This is a genomic window from Mycobacterium sp. 3-98, from assembly GCF_035918355.1.
In the GTDB taxonomy this organism is placed as follows: Bacteria; Actinomycetota; Actinomycetes; order Mycobacteriales; family Mycobacteriaceae; genus Mycobacterium; species Mycobacterium intracellulare.
Genome location: NZ_CP142360.1, coordinates 3080812 through 3099252 on the forward strand (window position 1 = coordinate 3080812; position 18441 = coordinate 3099252).

The 18441-nt window shown below is 69.7% G+C and carries 17 protein-coding genes; 8 read left to right on the forward strand and 9 right to left on the reverse strand.

From position 1 onward, the window contains the following. On the reverse strand, positions 1 to 420 hold the full coding sequence (locus QGN30_RS14600) for a BlaI/MecI/CopY family transcriptional regulator (protein ID WP_095763301.1): 420 nt from the start codon (positions 418 to 420) through the stop codon (positions 1 to 3). A 337-nt stretch (positions 421 to 757) separates the two neighbouring features. Here QGN30_RS14600 and QGN30_RS14605 point away from each other — a divergent pair, with 337 nt between their 5' ends. After that, positions 758 to 1180 carry a PaaI family thioesterase gene (locus QGN30_RS14605; protein ID WP_009956128.1) on the forward strand — a complete coding sequence of 141 codons (423 nt, stop codon included), beginning with the start codon at positions 758 to 760 and terminating at the stop codon, positions 1178 to 1180. Positions 1181 to 1230: 50 nt separating this feature from the next. On the opposite strand, the gene QGN30_RS14610 is transcribed toward QGN30_RS14605, so the two are convergent. The 3 genes from QGN30_RS14610 to QGN30_RS14620 all read right to left on the reverse strand — a co-directional run bounded on the left by QGN30_RS14610 (position 1231) and on the right by QGN30_RS14620 (position 4093). Continuing rightward, positions 1231 to 2616 carry an NAD(P)/FAD-dependent oxidoreductase gene (locus QGN30_RS14610; protein WP_009956129.1) on the reverse strand — a complete coding sequence of 462 codons (1386 nt, stop codon included), beginning with the start codon at positions 2614 to 2616 and terminating at the stop codon, positions 1231 to 1233. Positions 2617 to 2822: 206 nt separating this feature from the next. After that, positions 2823 to 3203 carry a DUF4189 domain-containing protein gene (locus QGN30_RS14615; protein WP_009956130.1) on the reverse strand — a complete coding sequence of 127 codons (381 nt, stop codon included), beginning with the start codon at positions 3201 to 3203 and terminating at the stop codon, positions 2823 to 2825. Between the two features lie 212 nt (positions 3204 to 3415). Further along, on the reverse strand, positions 3416 to 4093 hold the full coding sequence (locus QGN30_RS14620; RefSeq protein ID WP_008256934.1) for an SDR family oxidoreductase: 678 nt from the start codon (positions 4091 to 4093) through the stop codon (positions 3416 to 3418). Between the two features lie 187 nt (positions 4094 to 4280). Between QGN30_RS14620 and modA the strand changes: the two genes are divergently transcribed. Beyond that, positions 4281 to 5057 carry a molybdate ABC transporter substrate-binding protein gene (gene modA, locus QGN30_RS14625; RefSeq protein WP_009956131.1) on the forward strand — a complete coding sequence of 259 codons (777 nt, stop codon included), beginning with the start codon at positions 4281 to 4283 and terminating at the stop codon, positions 5055 to 5057. Positions 5058 to 5093: 36 nt separating this feature from the next. On the opposite strand, the gene QGN30_RS14630 is transcribed toward modA, so the two are convergent. Beyond that, a complete protein-coding gene (locus tag QGN30_RS14630; protein ID WP_009956132.1) occupies positions 5094 to 5756 on the reverse strand; it encodes a DUF2510 domain-containing protein in 663 nt (220 codons plus the stop codon). Between the two features lie 229 nt (positions 5757 to 5985). Between QGN30_RS14630 and QGN30_RS14635 the strand changes: the two genes are divergently transcribed. From QGN30_RS14635 to QGN30_RS14655, 5 genes are all read left to right on the forward strand, one after another. Further along, positions 5986 to 6783 (forward strand): ABC transporter permease, encoded by a 798-nt coding sequence (locus QGN30_RS14635; protein WP_179293463.1) that lies wholly within the window; start codon positions 5986 to 5988, stop codon positions 6781 to 6783. A gap of 9 nt (positions 6784 to 6792) precedes the next feature. Continuing rightward, positions 6793 to 7896 (forward strand): sulfate/molybdate ABC transporter ATP-binding protein, encoded by a 1104-nt coding sequence (locus QGN30_RS14640; protein ID WP_014380167.1) that lies wholly within the window; start codon positions 6793 to 6795, stop codon positions 7894 to 7896. 141 nt (positions 7897 to 8037) lie between these two features. Beyond that, a complete protein-coding gene (locus QGN30_RS14645) occupies positions 8038 to 9180 on the forward strand; it encodes an alanine and proline-rich secreted protein Apa (RefSeq protein ID WP_014382613.1) in 1143 nt (380 codons plus the stop codon). 131 nt (positions 9181 to 9311) lie between these two features. Continuing rightward, entirely contained in the window at positions 9312 to 9611 is a 300-nt protein-coding gene (locus tag QGN30_RS14650) for a GlsB/YeaQ/YmgE family stress response membrane protein (RefSeq protein WP_008256923.1), read from the forward strand. A 46-nt stretch (positions 9612 to 9657) separates the two neighbouring features. Further along, positions 9658 to 10686, forward strand: a complete 1029-nt coding sequence (locus QGN30_RS14655) for a zinc-binding alcohol dehydrogenase family protein (protein WP_014382612.1) — start codon at positions 9658 to 9660, stop codon at positions 10684 to 10686. Positions 10687 to 10692: 6 nt separating this feature from the next. Here the strand turns inward: QGN30_RS14655 and QGN30_RS14660 are convergent, their stop codons facing one another. From QGN30_RS14660 to QGN30_RS14675, 4 genes are all read right to left on the reverse strand, one after another. Continuing rightward, the gene (locus QGN30_RS14660) at positions 10693 to 11451 is read right to left on the reverse strand and encodes a CPBP family intramembrane glutamic endopeptidase (RefSeq protein ID WP_026071384.1); all 759 of its coding nucleotides are present in this window, start codon (positions 11449 to 11451) and stop codon (positions 10693 to 10695) included. A gap of 61 nt (positions 11452 to 11512) precedes the next feature. Continuing rightward, complete coding sequence (locus QGN30_RS14665) at positions 11513 to 13876, reverse strand: phosphoketolase family protein (RefSeq protein WP_038536427.1); 2364 nt, start codon at positions 13874 to 13876, stop codon at positions 11513 to 11515. 30 nt (positions 13877 to 13906) lie between these two features. Further along, the gene (locus QGN30_RS14670; protein WP_009953032.1) at positions 13907 to 14755 is read right to left on the reverse strand and encodes an SDR family oxidoreductase; all 849 of its coding nucleotides are present in this window, start codon (positions 14753 to 14755) and stop codon (positions 13907 to 13909) included. 100 nt (positions 14756 to 14855) lie between these two features. After that, a complete protein-coding gene (locus QGN30_RS14675; protein ID WP_008256912.1) occupies positions 14856 to 15779 on the reverse strand; it encodes an undecaprenyl-diphosphate phosphatase in 924 nt (307 codons plus the stop codon). Between the two features lie 212 nt (positions 15780 to 15991). On the opposite strand from QGN30_RS14675, the gene QGN30_RS14680 reads away from it, so the two are divergent. Then, positions 15992 to 18394: a CaiB/BaiF CoA-transferase family protein gene (locus tag QGN30_RS14680; protein ID WP_085979661.1), complete on the forward strand. Its 2403-nt coding sequence runs from the start codon at positions 15992 to 15994 to the stop codon at positions 18392 to 18394. Positions 18395 to 18441 lie beyond the last annotated feature (47 nt).

Below are 18441 nucleotides of genomic sequence, written 5' to 3' on the forward strand. Positions count from 1 at the left end.
TCAGCCCTCCGGGCCTGCGCCAGCAGATGGCGAGTTGTTGCGTTGATTGGCTTCCAGTTCGGCGAGCGCGCGCCGCAGCGCCTCCGCCTCGTCGGCGCCGACGCGCTCGACGAAGTGCACCAGCGCGGCCTGCCGGCCGCCGGAGTCCTCGGCCTGGGCCAGCGCGTCCACCATGAGGCCGGCGACGAGTTCGTCGCGGCCGTGCACGGGGGCGTACCGATGTGCCCGGTCGTCGCGGATCTGGGAGACCAGGTGCTTCTTGGCCAGCCGCTGCAGCACGGTCATGATCGTGGTGTAGGCGAGGTCGCGCTGCGCCGACAATGCCTCATGGACCTGGCGCACCGTCTGAGGCTCGGGCGCGGACCACAGATGGTCCATGACGGCCCGTTCCAGATCCCCCAGCCGTGTCAGTTTGGCCATAGTTCGTTCATCTCCTGAGCGTCGAAACCAGACTACTCCCGCTTACTACCGACCGTCGTACGGAAAGCTGACAAATCTCTGTGCCGGCCACCGCGCACGCCCCGTCGCGAACAAGTCGAACCATACCCCTTGCAAAGTTAGGGCAGCCTTGCCTATGCTACTCGAGTCGAGCGATAACGGACCGCGTGAGAGTCCTGAGGGCTGCAGTGACCCCCGGTCTTACTCGATCGGCGAGCCCCGTGCCCTGTGCACGGGGCTCAGCCGTTTTCGGGGGTGTATCCGGCGAGTTGTGCTGCCGCCGAAGCCGTCCCGCACGCGATGGTGTAGACACAGGGACGTGCCAGAGCCGCAGGAAACGATCATCCCGCCGCATTTCTCCGCGCCGTTCGACCGCGAGATCGGCTTGCAGTTCACCGAACTCAGTCCCGACGGCGCCCGCGCCCAACTCGAGGTGACGCCCAAGCTGTTGCAGCCGATGGGGCTGGTGCACGGCGGCGTCTACTGCTCGATGATCGAAAGCATGGCCAGCGTGGCGGCCTACACCTGGCTGGCCACCCGCGGTGGCGGAAATGTCGTGGGAGTCAACAACAACACCGACTTCCTCCGCTCCATCGGCTCCGGCATGCTGTACGGCAGGGTCGAACCGATCCACCGGGGCCGGAGCCAGCAGTTGTGGTTGGTCACCATCACCGACGACGACGACCGCGTGGTCGCCCGGGGCCAGGTGCGCCTGCAGAATCTCGAGCTTCGCGAGGGCTGAGCAGAGGACGCCCGGATGCGCCGAATCCCGCTGCCGGGCAACGGGTTTCGCTAGCTCGCCCGCCTGGCGACGGGGCGCTTGGTCTCGGCCGCGAGCACCGCCAGCTGTTCGAGCCGGGTGCGGGCGAACGCCTGCTGTTCGGTGATGGTGAGCTGGCCCCGTCGCGTGCTCAGGAATGTCACCGTCCACGACAGCAGCGTGCTGATCTTGGTCTTGAACCCGACCAGGTAGACCAGGTGCAGCACCAGCCACGCGAACCAGGCGAACAGGCCGCTGAATTCGACCGGGCCGATCTTGGCCACCGCGGAAAACCGCGACACCGTGGCCATCGACCCCTTGTCGAAGTACTGGAACGGTTCCCGCTCGGCCGGGTTGGCGCCGTCGAGCTCGGCCTTGATCGTGCTCGCCACGTACTTGGCGCCCTGGATGGCGCCCTGGGCGACTCCCGGCACGCCTTCGACCGCGGCCAGGTCGCCGATGACGAACACGTCGGGATGGCCCGGGACGGACAGGTCGGGCAGCACCTTGACGCGCCCGGCCCGGTCGAGTTCGACCGTCGACTGGTCGGCGAGGTCGCGGCCCAGCGGGCTGGCCGAAACGCCGGCGGACCATACCTTGCAAGCGGATTCGATGCGCCGGACGGTGCCGTCGGAGTCCTTGACGGTGATGCCGTTGCGGTCGACGTCGGTGACCATGGCGCCCAGCTGAATCTCCACGCCCATCTTTTCCAGCCGGTCGGCGGCCCGCTGGCCCAGCTTGTCGCCGAAGGGCGGCAGCACCGCGGGGGCGGCGTCGAGCAGGATCACGCGCGCCTTGGTGGAGTCGATGTGGCGGAACGAGCCCTTGAGCGTGTAGGTCGCCAATTCGGCGATCTGCCCGGCCATTTCGACGCCGGTGGGTCCGGCGCCGATCACGGTGAAGGTCAACAGCTTGGCGCGTCGCTCCGGATCACGGGACCGTTCGGCCTGTTCGAAGGCGCTCAGGATCCGCCCGCGGACCTCGAGCGCGTCGTCGATCGACTTCATGCCGGGGGCGAACTCGGCGAAATGGTCGTTGCCGAAATACGACTGGCCGGCACCGGCGGCGACAATCAAGCTGTCGTAAGGGGTTTCGTAGGTGTGGCCGAGCAGATCCGACACCACGAACTTGCCCGCCAGGTCGATGTGCGTGACGTCGCCGAGCAACACCTGGACGTTGCGCTGCCGGCGCAGCACGACCCGGGTGGGCGGGGCGATGTCGCCTTCGGACACGATGCCCGTCGCCACCTGGTACAGCAGCGGCTGGAAGAGGTGGTGCGTGGTGCGGGCGATCAGTTTGATGTCGACGTTGGCGTGCTTGAGTTTCTTGGCAGCGTTGAGCCCGCCGAAGCCCGACCCGATGATGACGACCTGGTGGCGACGCTCCGGTCCAGCTGCGTTACTTGGCTGGGGGCTCATGTTTCCGCTGCTCCTGACGAGGGCTTTTGGAGGCTTTTGGACGCGCGATTGCAACTAGCAACCACGCTAGTCAGGCGGATACCCCGCAACCTAACTCGCAACATGTGTAATCAACCACACCGTGCGCATCACGCCTGGTCGTCGACCGGCACTGTGGTGAAGTTATCAATCCCGCAGAGACAGCAGCGCCGCGCATCGCGTGGCCGTCACTGGGGGGCGCCTTCTCCCGCGCAGTGGTCGTGGCCGGCCTGGACCATTCCGCCGGGTGCGCGCGCCAGCGCCGCCGCCTCGGCGTCCTCGCGCGTCGGACCCCAGCCCCCGAAATATCGGGATTTGGCCCCGTTCAAGGCGAGCGCCACGCAGCCGCCCTGGCCGCTGGCCAGCAGACGACAGTCGCTGATGCTCTTGCGGCACGTATCCATGGCCGCCTTTTCGGCTGCGCCCTGGCTGGCCGCGCCATCGGCGATGCTGATGTGCCCGGTGGAGTCCGATATCGCCATGGCGATCCAGTTGTCGTCGGCATGCGCTAGGGGGGCCGGCGCCAACGCCACGCCGACGGCAAGCGCGGCCCATGCTCGTTTCTTCATGGCCTCCCCGGCTTTTCTTCTGCGCTGCGCGACCGTGGCGCAGGTAAACGCTATTCGGGAAGTATTACCGCGCCACGACGAATCCGCGAGCCGCGTAGGGCCTACAGCCCGACGAGCGGGCGCACCGCCGCGCCGGCCTCCTCGACGACGCTGATCACCGTAGCGATCGGCCGGGCACGGGAAAAGGGTTTGCGACGGGCGCGGGTTACGCCTCAGGCGAACTGAGCCAGCGCGCCGTGGCTCACGTGCAACGTCTGACCGGTGATGTGGCGTGCCGCCGATGTGGTCAAGAACAGCGCCAGGCGGGCGACCTCGGCGGCCACCGGGGCGGGGGTGCGGGTGAGTCCGTCGTAGCCCGCCTGGGCGCTGCGCCCACTGGCGACGGCGTTGACGGTGATTCCACGGGTGCCGAAGACGCTCGCCTGCCCGGCGGTCCAATTCGCCAGCGTCGCTTTGATTGCGGCGTCGGCGCTGCCCGCCGGCGGGTTCTCGGGTACCACGCTGATGATCGACCCGCCCGAGCGCAGATGATCGCCCACGGTCTGCAGCGTCAGCACCGCCGAAAGCACCGTCGCGTCAAGCGCTTTGCGCCACGCGTTTGCGGTGTCGGCGATCGAGTAGGTGCGCGGGTCGCCGGCCTCCCAGGTGGGCGCCGGCACGTTGACGATGGTGTCCAGGTGGTGGGGGAACAGCGGGCGAGCCTCTTCGAGGCTGGCCGGGTCGGTGGTGTCGCAGACGATCGCCTCGACCTCGAGTTCCTTGGCGGCGATCTCCAGATCGCTCTTGCGCGCGCCCACGAGGGTCACTTTGTGGCCGTCATCGCGGAAGCCCTCGGCCACCGCGCGCCCCAGCTCTGTGTCTCCGCCGGTAACCAGTACCTCCACTGCCATGACCTCCTCTGCCTGGGACCTCAGCGCGTTATGGCGTCAATCCCCGTATATGTTACTGGACAGTAGCTAGCTGGCGAAATTTTTGCGGCCGCGACGCGCGGATCACTTGGGTAACTATTTGTGCGTCACTTTTTGCGGCGATTCGGCCGCCAGGGGGACCGCATCGTCGGCGGGCTAGGGTGCATCCATGCGTCGGATCGGGTTCCGGACCGGGTTGGTTTCGGCGATGTTGGTGGCGGGGCTGGTCGGGTGCGGGTCCACGCCGCCGCCGGCGCAGTCGCCGCAGGCGTCCGGGAAAGTGATGGTGTTCGCCGCCGCGTCGCTCAAGCCGGTGTTCACCCGGCTGGGCCAGCAGTTCACGGCCGAAAACCCGGGCAGCGGCGTCGAATTCGAGTTCGCCGGCTCCTCCGAGCTGGCCACCCAGTTGACGCAGGGCGCGACCGCCGACGTCTTCGCGTCGGCCGACACCGCGCAGATGGACACGGTCAGCAAGGCGGGCCTGCTCAGCGGCGCCCCGCGGACCTTCGCGTCGAACACGCTGGTCATCGTCACCGCGCCGGGCAATCCAAAGCAGATCGGATCCTTCGCCGATCTGGCCAAGCCCGGGCTGAACGTGGTGACCTGCCAACGACCGGTGCCGTGCGGGGCGGCCACCCATCGCGTCGAAGACAGCACCGGGGTGCGCCTCAACCCGGTCAGCGAGGAACTCAGCGTGACGGACGCCCTCAACAAGGTCACCAGCGGCCAGGCCGACGCAGCGCTGGTCTACGTCACCGACGCCAAGACGGCCGGGAGCAGGGTCGCGACCGTGACCTTCCCCGAGGCCGCCGGCGCGGTGAACGTCTATCCCATCGCGGTGCTGAACAAGGCCGCGCATCCATCCCAGGCGCAGAAGTTCGTCGACCTGGTGACCTCCGCGGCCGGCCAGCAGATCCTGGCGCAGGCCGGCTTCGCCAGGCCCTGACCGTCGTCCTCACCGCAACTCGGCGAACGCCCTCGGTTAGGGCTGGAAGGCCGGAAGAATCGAGCCGGAATCGCGGATCTCCCAGATGCTGTTCTTGGTCACGCCGTCGAAGTTGATCTTGTTCAACGTCTCCCGCGAGTAGGTGAGGTCGATGGCGACCTGGGTCGAGGTGTTGCCGTACGGGTCGGTCATCGGGAACGTGCCTTGAACGTTCACGGCGGAAGCGTCGGGGTAGGTCGCTCGGGCGTACCTGAGAATGTCGATGGTGTCCAGCCGCGCACCGTCTTTGATCAGCAGCTCGGTGTAGTTGTCTCGAATGGCGAATCGGGCGTCGACGATTTCGCCGTCCGGGCTTTGCGTGGTCGTGAAGGTGACGCCGTCGGGCTTCTTGGGACCGGCCGGCGTCGACGGCGCCGCCTCGGTCGGTGTCGACGGCGCGGACGAGGGCAGTTGGCTGTCGTTTCGTTCGAAACCCCAGCTTTTGCCGACGATCACGAGGAGAACCAGCACGGTGAGTACAGACAGCGCCAGGGCCACCTTCCCGGAAAGGCCCTTCCTGGGCGGCTCCGTGGCGAAGGCCCATTCGCTGGTCCAATTGGTCCCGTCGAAATACCGTTGCAGCCCATGGCCTACCCCGGCGGGATCCGGGTACCAGCCCGGCGCCGATTTGGGCGGGGGCGGCGCCTGTTCAGATGGCATCCAAGCACCTTCGTCCTGACGGTGACCTTCCGGCTACCCGCGGCGATGGCCGCGCAAAACCATTCTCGCGCACTGGCTGACCACCAGTCATCGGGCCACCACTTACCGCCGGCGTCGGCGGGTCCCGCCCCCACTGCGGCGCGCCGAGCACGCCGTTCCGGTGTAATGCGAGGAGCGGGTGAGCGGGTTCCGCGAAGTTGTCGAGGTGGCCGTCGGCAGGAGGCTGGGTATTAGCGCGCACAGCACGGATCTGCCCCGCTGGGTGTACCTGCCCGCGGCCGTCGGGACCGCCTTCGTGGGGCTGCCATTGCTGGCCGTCGCGGTGAAGGTCGATTGGCCGCATTTCTGGTCGCTGATCACGAGCCCCTCGTCGCTTACCGCGCTGGCGCTCAGCCTTCGGACCGCGACCGCCAGCACGGTGTTGTGCGTGGCGCTGGGCGTGCCGATGGCGCTGGTGCTGGCGCGCAGCACGGCGCGACTGGTGCGGTTGCTGCGGCCGTTGATCCTGCTGCCGCTGGTGCTGCCCCCCGTCGTCGGGGGCATCGCCTTGCTCTATGCGTTCGGGCGGCTCGGACTGCTCGGCCAGTACCTCGAGGCCGCGGGCATCAGCATCGCGTTCAGCACCGCCGCCGTGGTGCTGGCGCAGACGTTCGTCTCGCTGCCGTTTCTGGTGATTTCCCTCGAGGGCGCGGCGCGTACCGCGGGGGCCGACTTCGAGGTGGTGGCCGCGACGCTCGGGGCGCGGCCCAGCGCGGTCTGGTGGCGCGTCACCTTGCCGCTGTTGGCGCCGGGCGTCGCTTCGGGCGCGGTGCTGGCGTTCGCCCGCTCGCTGGGAGAGTTCGGCGCCACCCTGACCTTCGCCGGCTCGCGGCAGGGGGTGACCCGCACGCTGCCGCTGGAGATCTATTTGCAGCGGGTGACTGACGCCGACGCGGCCGTGGCGTTGTCGCTCCTGCTGGTCGTGGTGGCGGCCCTGGTGGTGTTGGGGCTGGGCACACGCCGGCTGACCGGGGCGGACGCGAGGTAGGGCCGGGCCATGAGCGAATTGCAGCTGCGCGCGGTCGTCGCCGACCGCCAGGTGGATGTGGAGTTCTCGGTGTCCGCGGGGGAGGTGCTTGCGGTGCTCGGGCCCAACGGCGCGGGCAAATCGACTGTCCTGCATGTCATCGCGGGCCTCCTTCGACCCGACCACGGGACGGTGCGGCTGGGCGATCGGGTCTTGACCGACACCGCGGCCGGGATCGACGTCCCGACGCACGACCGCCGAGTGGGGCTGCTGCTGCAAGACGCATTGCTGTTCCCCCACATGACCGTTGCCGCCAACGTCGCTTTCGGACCGCACAGTCGTCGCGCGAGCCTGCGTCCGGCCCGCGCGACGCAGAAAGCGACGGCATCCCGCTGGCTGCGCGAGGTGGACGCCGAGCGGCTCGCCGACCGCAAACCGCGACAGCTCTCCGGCGGGCAGGCTCAGCGGGTCGCCATCGCAAGGGCGCTGGCGGCCGAACCCGACGTGTTGCTGCTCGATGAGCCCCTGGCCGGGCTCGACGTCGCCGCGGCCGCGGCGATCCGGGCGGTGCTGCGCGAGGTCGTCACCCGCAGCGGCTGCGCCGCGATCCTGGTCACCCACGACCTGCTCGACGTGTTCACGTTGGCCGATCGGGTGCTGGTGCTCGAGTCCGGCAAGGTCGCCGAAATCGGGCCGGTGCCCGACGTGCTCACCGCGCCGCGCAGCCATTTCGCGGCCCGCATCGCCGGTGTCAACCTGGTCAATGGGACGGTCGACCGCGACGGCTCGCTGGTCGCGGTCGGCGGCGACCGCTGGTACGCCGCCCCACCCGAGCGGGGCGAACTGGTCTCACCCGAGCAGCATGCGATCGCGGTGTTCGCGCCCACGGTGGTCGCCGTCTATCGCGACCGGCCGCACGGCAGCCCCCGCAACGCCGTGGAAGTCACCGTGGCGGAGATGGATGTCCGCGGGTCGGCGGTGCTGGTGCGCGGCGCCCAGCAACCCGATGGCGCCCCCGGCCTGGCCGCCGAGATCACCGCGGACGCCGCCGCGGAGTTGCGGCTGGCGCCGGGGGACCGGGTGTGGTTCTCCGTGAAAGCCCATGAGGTGACGCTGTATCCGGCCGCGCACTGAGCGCCGGCGGCGGAGTGCCCGGCGGCGTCCGCCGTCCGCAAGGCAGTCGGCAGGTTGCACATTGGCAACATCGACACAACTGCGCTGCAATAGTCCGCAAAGCTCCTTGCGTCACAGCCGTAACACGGTAGGTTCGTCGCCATGGAGCAGGTGGAACCGATTTCGACACGCCGCAAAGGACTGTGGACGACGCTGGCGATCACCACGATGAGTGGTGCCAGCGCACTCGCCATCGCGTTGCCGGCGACCTCGAGCGCCGATCCCGAAGTCCCGACCCCCGTCCCGCCGAGCCCGGCCGCTCCGGCGGCTCCGGCCGCTCCCGCAGCTCCCGCGGCTCCGGCGGCACCCGCCGCTCCGGCGGCTCCGGCCGCGCCGGCGGCTCCGGCGCCGAATGGGCAACCGGCACCGGGTGATCCCAACGCGGTCCCACCGGCCGTGGCCCCCAACGGGGCACCGCCACCGCCCGTCGACCCCAACGCGCCCCCACCACCGCCCGTCGACCCCAACGCGCCGCCACCACCGCCCGTCGACCCGAACGCGGGGCGGATCAACAACGCCGTGGGTGGATTCAGCTACGTCCTGCCCGCCGGCTGGGTCGAGTCGGACGCTTCCCACCTGGACTACGGTTCGGCGCTGCTGAGCAAGGTGACCGGCCCGCCGCCGATGCCCGACCAACCGCCGCAGGTTGCCAACGACACCCGCATCGTGATGGGTCGCCTCGACCAAAAGCTTTACGCCAGCGCGGAAGCCGACAACGCCAAGGCCGCGGTGCGGCTGGGTTCGGACATGGGTGAGTTCTTCATGCCCTATCCCGGAACGCGGATCAACCAGGAGAGCACCCCGCTCACCGGCGCCAACGGCAGCACCGGGAGCGGGTCGTACTACGAGGTCAAATTCAGTGACGCCTCCAAGCCGAACGGCCAGATCTGGACGGGCGTGATCGGTTCGGCCAACGGCGGGAACGCGCAACGCTGGTTTGTGGTGTGGCTCGGAACCTCCAACGACCCGGTGGACCGGGGCGCGGCCAAGGCGCTCACCGAGTCGATCCAGGCCTGGACACCGCCGGCGGCTCCGGGAGCCCCGCCGGCTCCGGGTGCGCCCGCACCGGCGGTTCCTGGTGCGCCCGCGCCGGCACCGGCGGTTCCTGGGGGGCCCGCCCCGGCTCCCGCACCTGGGGCTCCCGCAGCGCCGGCGGCTCCGGGGGCACCGGTCCCGGGCCAGGCGCCGGCCGTGGAGGTCAGCCCCACTCCCGCGCCGGCACCGCAGCAAACTCGCTCGGCCTGATATAGGCCGACGGAAAACCGGTTGGTCAACCGTCTCCGATTCGGCACTCGTTTCGTGACCCAAACTGGGTATACCGAAGTGACGGCCCAGCAAAGCGCTGGGCTTTGCCAGCGATTGCAAGGAGACCCGCAATGGACATCATGGCAGCTACGGAATTCCTCGCTCGATCAAGCACGCTCACCAGCGTCGGCTGGATCGGTTACATCATCATCGGTGGTATCGCCGGTGCGATCGCCAGCAAGATCATCCGCGGTAGCGGAGCCGGGATCCTGATGGACATCGTGATCGGCATTGTGGGCGCGCTGGTCGGCGGTTTCATCCTGAGCTTCTTCGTCGACACCGCCAGCGGCGGCTACTTCTTCACCTTCTTCACCGCCCTGCTCGGCTCGTTGCTCCTGCTCTGGATCGTCGGCATGGTCCGCAGGACCTAGCCGCCGAACCCGTTGCGGCCGTGGTGGTTAGCGGCATGATGGAGCGATGGCATCACCGGTGACCACCACGGCAATGCGCGCCTGGCGCGTTCGTCGACCCGGGCCGATGGATACCGGCCCGCTCGAGCAGGTCACCACCGAGGTGCCGCGGCCGGGTCCGTCCGAACTGCTGGTGGCCGTGCGAGCGTGCGGGGTGTGCCGGACCGACCTGCACGTCACCGAAGGCGACCTTCCCGTCCACCGCGAGCGTGTCACGCCCGGGCACGAGGTGGTGGGGGAGGTCGTCGAACTCGGCGCCGAGGCCGGCGACGAGTTCCGGGTGGGGGACCGGGTGGGTATCGCCTGGCTGCGCCACACCTGTGGCGTGTGCAAGTACTGCCGCCGCGGCGACGAGAACCTCTGCCCGAAATCCCGCTACACCGGCTGGGACGCCGACGGCGGCTACGCCGAATTCGCCACCGTCCCGGCCGCTTTCGCGCACCCCCTGCCCGGCGGGTACAGCGACAGCGAACTCGCACCGTTGTTGTGCGCGGGCATCATCGGTTACCGCTCGCTGCTTCGCGCCGAGCTGCCGCCCGGCGGGCGGCTGGGCCTCTACGGTTTCGGCGGCAGCGCGCACATCACCGCGCAGGTCGCCCTCGCGCAGGGCGCAGAGGTGCACGTGATGACCCGCGGAGCGCGGGCCCGCGAGCTGGCGTTGGAACTCGGCGCCGCATCCGCACAAGGCGCGGCGGATCCGCCCCCGGCGCCACTGGACGCCGCGATCCTGTTCGCTCCCGTCGGTGATCTGGTGCTGCCCGCGCTGCAGGCGCTGGATCGCGGTGGCACGCTGGCGATCGCCGGGATCCACCTCTCGGATATCCCGGCGCTGAACTACCAGCGTCACCTGTTTCAGGAACGCCAGGTCCGGTCGGTCACCTCCAACACCCGGGCCGACGCGCGGGCCTTCCTCGATTTCGCGGGCGAGCACCACATCGAGGTGACCACGCCCGAATATCCTCTCGGACAAGCCGATCGGGCGTTGACGGATCTGAGCGCCGGGCGCATCGCGGGCGCGGCGGTGCTGCTGGTGTGACCGTTCTCAGGTGGACAGGTGCCACACGAACGCGGCGGCGAGCGCACCGAGCCCATTCAGGGACCAGTGCAACGCGATCGGCGCGATCAGGCTGCCGCTGCGCCGGCGCAGCCAACTGAAGACGAACCCCGCCGCTCCCGTCGCCACCACGGCGCCGGCCACCCCCGCCACCATTCCCACGATCCCGCCGCCGAACAGCCGGGTGAACCCCACGTTGCTGCTGGTCAGTCCGAACGACGTGGCCACGTGCCACAGCCCGAACAGCAGCGAGCCCGCCAGCGCGACCCCGCGAAAACCCCACGCCCGGTTGAGCGCGCCGTGCAGGACGCCCCGAAACGCCAGCTCCTCGGGGATGACGGTCTGCAGCGGGATGATGACCATCGAGGCGACCATCGCGCCCGAGATCGTGGCGTAGCGGTTGTTCAGGAACATCGGCCGGGTCGCCGGCAGCAGCACGCCGACCGCGATCACCGAGGCCACCACCGCCACGGCCGCCAGCGCATAGCCCAGTCCCGGCTTCCAGTGCTCGCGCCCGAGGCCGAGGTCCGCCCAGCCCAAACCGCGGCACCGCATCAAGATGACCAGCCCGACGGCGGCGGCCGGGACCGTGCCGACGCTCGCCCATGGCGTGGTGAAATGCGCGATCAAATCCGTCAGGACGAGAACCACCACGACGACGGCGACGTCCAGGTGGATCCGGAACCGGTGCAGTGCCGAATGCTGGGACGCCACAGGGTGAACGTCGACTGTGCCGGCCTCATGCATCCGGCCAGTCTACCGGCGGCCCACGGCGCGACGGGCCAATGCGATTGCCGTCATGCGAATCTCAGTCGCTCGGGCCCCAGGTCCACCCCGAAATCTTCGGGTCGTCCTCCCCGTGCTCGCGGGTGTACATCCGCGCGGCCAGGCGGGCGTCGACCATGCGCTGCCGCAGCATGGCGGCGCGGCTGGCCAATCCGTCGACCCGGTCGATGACATCCATGACCAGATGGAAGCGGTCCAAATCGTTGAGCATCACCATGTCGAAGGGCGTCGTCGTGGTGCCGCGTTCCTTGAAGCCGCGCACGTGCATATGCGCGTGGTTGGTGCGGCTGTAGGTCAGCCGGTGAATCAGCCACGGATAGCCGTGGTAGGCGAAGATCACCGGCCTGTCCGGGGTGAACAACGCGTCGAATTCGCGGTCCGGCAGGCCATGCGGGTGCTCGGTGTCGGGCTGCAGCCGCATCAGGTCGACGACGTTGACCACGCGGACGGCCAGCTCCGGCAGCTCGGAGCGCAGGATGTCGGCGGCGGCCAGCGTCTCGAGTGTCGGGATGTCCCCGGCGCACGCCAGCACGACGTCGGGGTCGTCGGTCGCGGTGCTCGCCCATTCCCAGATGCCCAGCCCGCGGGTGCAGTGCGCGATGGCCTCATCCATGTCGAGATAGGCCAGCGCGGGCTGCTTGCCGGCGACGATGACGTTGATGTAGTCGCGGCTGCGCAGGCAGTGATCGGCCACCGACAGCAGCGTGTTGCCGTCCGGCGGCAGGTACACCCGCGTGAGCTCGGGCCGCTTGTTGGCGACGAGGTCGATGAACCCCGGGTCCTGGTGGGACGCCCCGTTGTGGTCCTGCCGCCACACGTGGGAGCTCAGCAGGTAGTTCAGCGACGCGATCGGCCGCCGCCACGGCAATTCCCGGCTGGTGGCAAGCCATTTCGCGTGCTGGTTCAGCATCGAGTCGACGATGTGCACGAACGCCTCGTAGCAGTTGAACAGGCCGTGCCGCCCGGTCAGCAGGTAGCCCTCCAGCCACCCCTGGCACAGGTGCTCGGACAGCACCTCCATGACGCGACCATCGGGCGCCAGGTGCTCGTCGTCGGGCTCGATCTCGGACAGCCACACCTTGTCGGTCGATCCGTAGACGGCGTCGAGCCGGTTGGAGGCCGTCTCGTCGGGCCCCATGAGCCGGAATCGGTCCTTGTTGCGGGCGATCACGTCGCGCAGGAACCCGCCCAGCACCCGGGTCGCCTCGTGCGTGACGGCCGCCGGTCGCTCGACGGCGACGGCGTAGTCGCGGAAGTCGGGCAGGTCGAGGTCGTGCAGCAACAGCCCGCCGTTGGCGTGGGGGTTGGCGCTCATCCGGCGATCCCCGCTGGGCGCCAGCGCCCGCAGCTCCGGCCGCAGCCGGCCGTTTTCGTCGAAAAGCTCCCCGGGCCCATAGCTGCGCAGCCACTCTTCGAGCTGGGCACGGTGTTCGGGGTTGTCGCGCGTCGCGGCCAGCGGCACCTGGTGCGAGCGCCAGGTGCCCTCAACCTTCTTGCCGTCCACCATCTTTGGCCCGGTCCAGCCCTTGGGGGTACGCAGCACGATCATCGGCCACACGGGCCGCTCGACCCCGTTGCCGCCGCGGGCCGCACTCTGGATGGCGGCGATGTCGTCGAAGGCGTCGTCGAGGGCGGCGGCAAGTTGCCGATGCACATCGGCCGGGTCGTCACCGGCGACCGTGATCGGGCGGTACCCGTAGCCGCGCAGCAGCGATTCCAGTTCGGCGTGCGGGATGCGGGCCAGCACCGTCGGGTTGGCGATCTTGTAGCCGTTGAGCGCCAGGATCGGCAGCACGGCGCCGTCGGTGACGGGGTTGAGGAACTTGTTGGAGTGCCAGCTGGCGGCCAGCGGCCCGGTTTCGGCCTCGCCGTCACCGACGACGCAGGCCACCACCAGATACGGGTTGTCCAGCGCGGCGCCGTAGGCGTGCACCAGCGCGTAGCCGAGCTCGCCGCCCTCGTGGATGGATCCCGGCGTCTGGGCCGCGACGTGGCTGGGGATGCCGCCGGGGAAGGAGAACTGCCGGAACAGCTTGCGCAGGCCCTCGGTGTCCTCCTCGATGCCCGTGTAGACCTCGCTGTAGGTGCCTTCCAGGTAGGCGTTGGCGACCAGCCCCGGTCCGCCGTGCCCCGGCCCGGTCACGTAGATGACGTCGGCGTCGCGGTGGCGGATGACCCGGTTCAGGTGCGCGTAGACGAGGTTGAGCCCGGGGGTGGTGCCCCAGTGACCCAGCAACCGCGGTTTGACGTGATCGATGGTCAGCGGCTCGGTGAGCAGCGGGTTGTCCAGTAGGTAGATCTGCCCGACCGACAGATAATTGGCGGCACGCCAGTACTTGTCGATCAGGGCGAGTTCGTCGTCGGAGAGCGCGGTTGCGTGGGTCATCTCACCGATTGTTCCCACCGATCCCTCCCGCTACTCCTCGCCGCGGGCGCGGGCTTCGTACGCCTGCCGCTTTTCGACGTCGACGTCGTCGGTGAAGACGTGATCCCCGCCGAGCATCCGGTTGAGGCCCTCGGCGATGCGGCGCGGCCAGAATTTCTGGGACACCACCATCGCCCCCGCGGCCTTGGTGATCCGCACCCGCGGCTTGGGGTGGGCCACCAGCTTGACGATGGCGTCGGCGATCTCGGCGGGCTCGGCGTTGCGGAAGCCCTTGGCCCCGTCCGTGCCCGCGGTGAGCTCGGTGTTGACGAACGTCGGCAGCACCGCGGAGAACTTCACCCCGGCCGAGCGGTACTCCAGCCGGGCCGAGTCGGTGAACGCGACCACCGCGTGCTTGCTGGCGCAGTAGGTCGCCAGGCCGACGATGTAGAGCTCCCCGGCCAGGGAGGCGACGTTGATGACGTGGCCTGTGCCGCGGGGCACCATGCGCTGGGCCGCCAGCTTGCTGCCCAGGATCACGCCGTAGACGTTGATGTCCAGAATCCGCCGCGTGACCGCGTCCGGCTCGTCGACGATGCGGCCGACCGGCATGATGCCGGCGTTGTTGATCAGCACGTCGATCGGGCCGAGCCGGCGTTCGACCTGGTCGAGGAAATCGGCGAAGGAGTGCGGGTCGGTGACGTCGAGTTTGCCGTAGACGTCCAGTCCGAGGTCGGCGCCCGACTCCTTCACCCGCACCTCGTCGACGTCGCCGATGGCGACCTTGGCGCCCAGATTGTGCAGCGCGGTCGCGGTGGCCAGCCCGATTCCCCGGGCACCGCCGGTGATGACGATGACCTTTCCGCGGACTTTGAGGCCGAGGGAACCCGTGTCTGCCATGTTCGTGCCTTCCAGATTCTTGACGGGTGTCAACTAGACAATCCGGTAAGCACAGCACTCGAAGTCCGGCCGCGCAACAGCCGGTCGGACCGGGCGAGGTTCAGCGCACGGCCAGCCACACCAGGCTGGCGGCGCCGGCCAGCGCACAGTAGATCGCGAACGGGGTCAGCGTCCGGGTCTGGAAATAGCGGGTGAGGAAGCGCACGGCCAGGTAGGCGCAGACGAACGAGGCGACGCTGCCCGCCAGCACCTGGCCGCCGATGCCGGCGCCCAGCGGCCCGAAGAGCTCCGGGATCTTGTACACCCCGGCGGCCAGGATGATCGGCGTCGCGAGCAGGAAGGAGAAGCGCGCGGCGTCCTCGTGCGACAGGCCGCGCCACAGGCCGGCGACGATCGTGATCCCCGACCGGCTGATACCGGGGAACAGGGCCAGGATCTGCGCGGCCCCGATCACCAGGCCGCGCGGCAGCGGGAGCTGCGCCAGCCGCTGATCCGAGGCCTCGTCGCCGTGTTCGAGCTCCGCATCGGACGGCGCCGGCTGTCCCGGCGCGGGCGCGGGCGCGATGCGCCGGCGCAGCACCTCGCCCACGTACAGGGCGATGCCGTTGAGCAACAGGAACGTCGCCGCCGGGATCGGTTTGCCGAGCGTGGTCCGGAACAGCTGCTCGAGCGCCAGGCCGGCCAGGCCCACCGGGATGGTGCCCACCACGATCAGCCACGCCAGCCGCTCGTCGGGCGTCTGAATGCGGCGATACCGCAGCGACGAGAAGAACCCCGACAGGATGCGCAGCCAGTCGCGCCAGAAGAACAGCAGCAGGGCGGCGGCGGTGGCGACGTGAAGGCCGACGATGAAGGCGAGGTAGGGCGAGTGGGGGGCCGAGACGCTGAGGTCCTGCGCCCACCGCCCGCCGACGAGTGCCGGCACCAACACCGCGTGCCCCAGGCTCGAGACCGGGAACAGCTCGGTGACGCCCTGGAACGCGCCGACCACCACGGCCTCGACGTAGCTCAAGTGCGCGGTCATAGTGGGTGCCTCCATCGGACGACGGGTCGCGGTCGGCCTGTGACGATAGCCCACGCCGCGCCGGCGCGGGTCCGCGACCGAGCGTTGCGGCTGACCCGGTTGGACAGAGACCGAATCGGCTTGCCCACCTGGCCTTTTGGCCGCCTCGTCGCTGGGCCGGGCGGCTAAACGCCCGCCGTGCAGCGCCCTGACCAGGCAGGTACGGTGTGCAGATGGTCGACGGGTTGCTCGATGCCGTGCGCGTCCTCGACTTGTCGAGCGGGGTCGCCGACGTGGTGACCCGCCTGTTCGCCGATCTGGGCGCCGACGTGTTGAAGGTCGAACCGCCGGGCGGCTGCCTGGCGCGTGACGCGCTGCCGACGCTGCGCGGCGCCAGCATCCCGTTCGCCGTGCACAACGCCAACAAGCGCAGCGCGGTGCTCGACCCGTTCGACGACGAGGACTGCGCCCGCTTCCTCGATTTGGCCGCCGACGCCGACATCGTCGTGGACACCGGCGCCGACGAGCGCGGCGCCATGTTCGGAACCTCCGGCGAGGAGCTCGCCGCCCGCTACCCGCACCTGGTGGTGCTGTCGATCACCGACTTCGGCGCGACCGGCCCGCGGTCCTCGTGGCGCGCCACGGATCCGGTGCTGTACGCGATGTGCGGCGCGCTGTCGCGGTCCGGCCCCACCACCGGCACCCCTGTGCTGCCGCCGGACGGCATCGCGTCGGCCACCGCGGCCGTCCAGGCGGCGTGGGCCGCGCTCGCGGCGTACTACAACCGATTGCGTTGCGGCACCGGCGATTACATCGACTTCTCGTGGTTCGACGCGGTCGTCATGGCCCTCGACCCGGCCTTCGGCGCGCACGGGCAGGCCGCCGCCGGCGTCCGGCGCACCGGGCGGTGGCGGGGCCGCCCGAAGAACCAGGACGCCTACCCGATCTACCCCTGCCGAGACGGCTACGTCCGGCTGTGCGTGATGGCGCCCCGGCAGTGGCGCGGCCTGCGACGCTGGCTGGGGGAGCCGGAAGACTTCCAAGATCCCAAATACGACGTGATCGGCGCGCGATTCGCGGTGTGGCCGCAGATCAGCGAGCTGCTGGAGAAGCTCTTCGCCGGACAGAGCATGAAGGATCTGGTGGCCGCCGGACAGGCGCACGGGGTGCCCATCGCCGCGGTGCTGACGCCGGCGCGGATCCTGGGTTCGGATCACTTCCGGGCGGTCGGCGCGATCACCGAGGCCGAGCTCGTCCCCGGCGTGCGGACCGCCGTGCCGACCGGGTATTTCGTGGTCGACGGCCGGCGCGCGGGTTTCCGCACACCGGTGCCCGCCGCGGGCAACGACGAACCGTACTGGCGCGGCAATCCCTCGGTGGTGCCGTCGGCCTCCGGCCGGCTCGGCGACTATCCCTTTGCGGGACTGCGGATTTTGGATCTGGGCATCATCGTCGCCGGCGGTGAGCTGAGCCGGCTGTTCGGCGACCTGGGCGCCGACGTCATCAAAATCGAGAGCGCCGATTACCCCGACGGATTGCGCCAGGCCCGCGTCGGCGAGGCCATGAGCGAGTCCTTCGCCTGGACGCACCGCAACAACCGCGGTTTCGGGCTGGACCTGCGCAGCGCCGAGGGCAAGAAGATCTTCGGCCGGCTCGTCGCCGACGCCGACGCGGTCTTCGCCAACTTCAAGCCGGGAACCCTTACCGCACTAGGGTTTTCCTACGACGAGCTGCGCGCCCTCAACCCGCGGATCGTGCTCGCCGAGAGCAGCGCGTTCGGCGACACGGGGCCGTGGAGCGCGCGACTGGGGTACGGCCCGCTCGTGCGGGCCACGACCGGCGTCACCCGGCTCTGGACGAGCGACGGCCCGGGGGAGGGGGCCGACGCGGCGCGGCACGCGTTTTACGACGCGACGACGGTGTTCCCCGACCACGTGGTCGGCCGGGTCACCGCGATCGCCGCGCTGGCCGCGCTGATCCACCGCGACCGGACGGGCAACGGCGCCCACGTCCACATCTCGCAGGCCGAAGTCGTGGTCAACCAGCTCGACACCCTGTATGTCACGCAAGCCGCGCTCGCCGCGGGCATCGACCGGATCCGGCAGGACACCAGCCTGCACGCGGTCTATCCCTGCGCCGGTGACGACGAATGGTGCGTCATCTCGATCCGAACGGACGACGAATGGCGGCGCGCCGCTTCGGTTTTCGACCACCCCGAATGGGCGGACGACCCGCGCTTCGCCACCGGCCAAGCGCGGCTGGACAATCGGGACGAGTTGGTGGAACGGGTCTCGGCGTGGACCCGCACCCGCACCCCGCTGCGGGCCGCCGAACTGCTGCAGTCGGCGGGTGTTCCGGCCGGGCCGATGAACCGTCCGCCCGACATACTCGAGGACCCGCAGCTGATCGCGCGAAACGTCTACAGCGCCATGACTCATCCGCTGATCGAGAACCCGCTGCCCGCCGAGACGGGACCGGCGCCCTACCGCCACATTCCGGCGGCCCGGCGGGGCCCGGCGCCTCAGCCCGGGCAGGACACCGTCGAGATCTGCCGAAACGTGCTGGGAATGAACACCACCGACATCCAGCGGCTGATCGACGACCGCGTGCTGTTCGGCCCGGCCGCCGACGCCTGAGCCGGCCCCCGGTCGCCCGAATGTGCGGCCGGCCGCACGCTCGCGCC

What these genes read in the sequence shown, in the direction of transcription:
- QGN30_RS14620 (WP_008256934.1), bottom strand. Translation starts at nt 4,093, where the DNA reads ATGGCAGTGGAGGTACTGGTTACCGGCGGAGACACAGAGCTGGGGCGC.
- QGN30_RS14615 (WP_009956130.1), bottom strand. Translation starts at nt 3,203, where the DNA reads ATGAAGAAACGAGCATGGGCCGCGCTTGCCGTCGGCGTGGCGTTGGCG.
- QGN30_RS14660 (WP_026071384.1), bottom strand. Translation starts at nt 11,451, where the DNA reads ATGCATGAGGCCGGCACAGTCGACGTTCACCCTGTGGCGTCCCAGCAT.
- QGN30_RS14600 (WP_095763301.1), bottom strand. Translation starts at nt 420, where the DNA reads ATGGCCAAACTGACACGGCTGGGGGATCTGGAACGGGCCGTCATGGAC.
- QGN30_RS14680 (WP_085979661.1), top strand. Translation starts at nt 15,992, where the DNA reads ATGGTCGACGGGTTGCTCGATGCCGTGCGCGTCCTCGACTTGTCGAGC.
- QGN30_RS14670 (WP_009953032.1), bottom strand. Translation starts at nt 14,755, where the DNA reads ATGGCAGACACGGGTTCCCTCGGCCTCAAAGTCCGCGGAAAGGTCATC.
- QGN30_RS14675 (WP_008256912.1), bottom strand. Translation starts at nt 15,779, where the DNA reads ATGACCGCGCACTTGAGCTACGTCGAGGCCGTGGTGGTCGGCGCGTTC.
- QGN30_RS14645 (WP_014382613.1), top strand. Translation starts at nt 8,038, where the DNA reads ATGGAGCAGGTGGAACCGATTTCGACACGCCGCAAAGGACTGTGGACG.
- QGN30_RS14610 (WP_009956129.1), bottom strand. Translation starts at nt 2,616, where the DNA reads ATGAGCCCCCAGCCAAGTAACGCAGCTGGACCGGAGCGTCGCCACCAG.
- QGN30_RS14655 (WP_014382612.1), top strand. Translation starts at nt 9,658, where the DNA reads ATGGCATCACCGGTGACCACCACGGCAATGCGCGCCTGGCGCGTTCGT.
- QGN30_RS14630 (WP_009956132.1), bottom strand. Translation starts at nt 5,756, where the DNA reads ATGCCATCTGAACAGGCGCCGCCCCCGCCCAAATCGGCGCCGGGCTGG.
- modA (WP_009956131.1), top strand. Translation starts at nt 4,281, where the DNA reads ATGCGTCGGATCGGGTTCCGGACCGGGTTGGTTTCGGCGATGTTGGTG.
- QGN30_RS14650 (WP_008256923.1), top strand. Translation starts at nt 9,312, where the DNA reads ATGGACATCATGGCAGCTACGGAATTCCTCGCTCGATCAAGCACGCTC.
- QGN30_RS14665 (WP_038536427.1), bottom strand. Translation starts at nt 13,876, where the DNA reads ATGACCCACGCAACCGCGCTCTCCGACGACGAACTCGCCCTGATCGAC.
- QGN30_RS14640 (WP_014380167.1), top strand. Translation starts at nt 6,793, where the DNA reads ATGAGCGAATTGCAGCTGCGCGCGGTCGTCGCCGACCGCCAGGTGGAT.